The sequence below is a fragment of the Neobacillus drentensis genome, from assembly GCF_036965425.1.
In the GTDB taxonomy this organism is placed as follows: Bacteria; Bacillota; Bacilli; order Bacillales; family Cytobacillaceae; genus Neobacillus; species Neobacillus drentensis_F.
In genome coordinates this window covers 1-485 of record NZ_JBALPP010000224.1, presented here as the reverse complement: position 1 = coordinate 485, position 485 = coordinate 1, and the positions used below count along the sequence as shown (strand labels likewise).

The window sequence follows — 485 nt, the reverse complement described above, 5'->3', positions numbered from 1 at the left end:
ATCAGTTTGAGCATATGATTTATCATAGTTACTTATTACACCGGGTTCAAAATTCTCTATAAACTCATCTGCAAGCTTTTTTTGTTCATTATTTTCAGGAGTAATTTCAACATTTTTTAGTAATACATTAACGGGTACATCTTTTTCTTTTTTATCAACTTTCATTACATTTTTTAAGAAATCTTCTAAATTAGCATTACTTGATATATAATTTGAACCAATTAAATATACTGTTGGTTCGAGATACTTTAGATCACCTTCAACCGGTGAGAATACTTCACTAAATCTACAAATTCTACCTATTAAGTTTTTAAATTGTGCAGAGCTTAGATTCCTTGGCCCCTTTTTATTGTCTAATAGAAATAATGAATATGCTGGTATATTAACACCTTCTAATAAAGTTGAACTTGTAACAACATATTTCATTTCATCTAATTCAGAATATAAATGCTCTATATACAATTTTATATTATCTGGAACTGAAC

Annotated in this window: 1 pseudogene; it reads right to left on the bottom strand. The window is 27.2% G+C overall.

The annotated features are described in order from the left end of the window. Positions 1-485, bottom strand: a pseudogene (locus V7161_RS30305) (hypothetical protein); the annotation flags it as partial.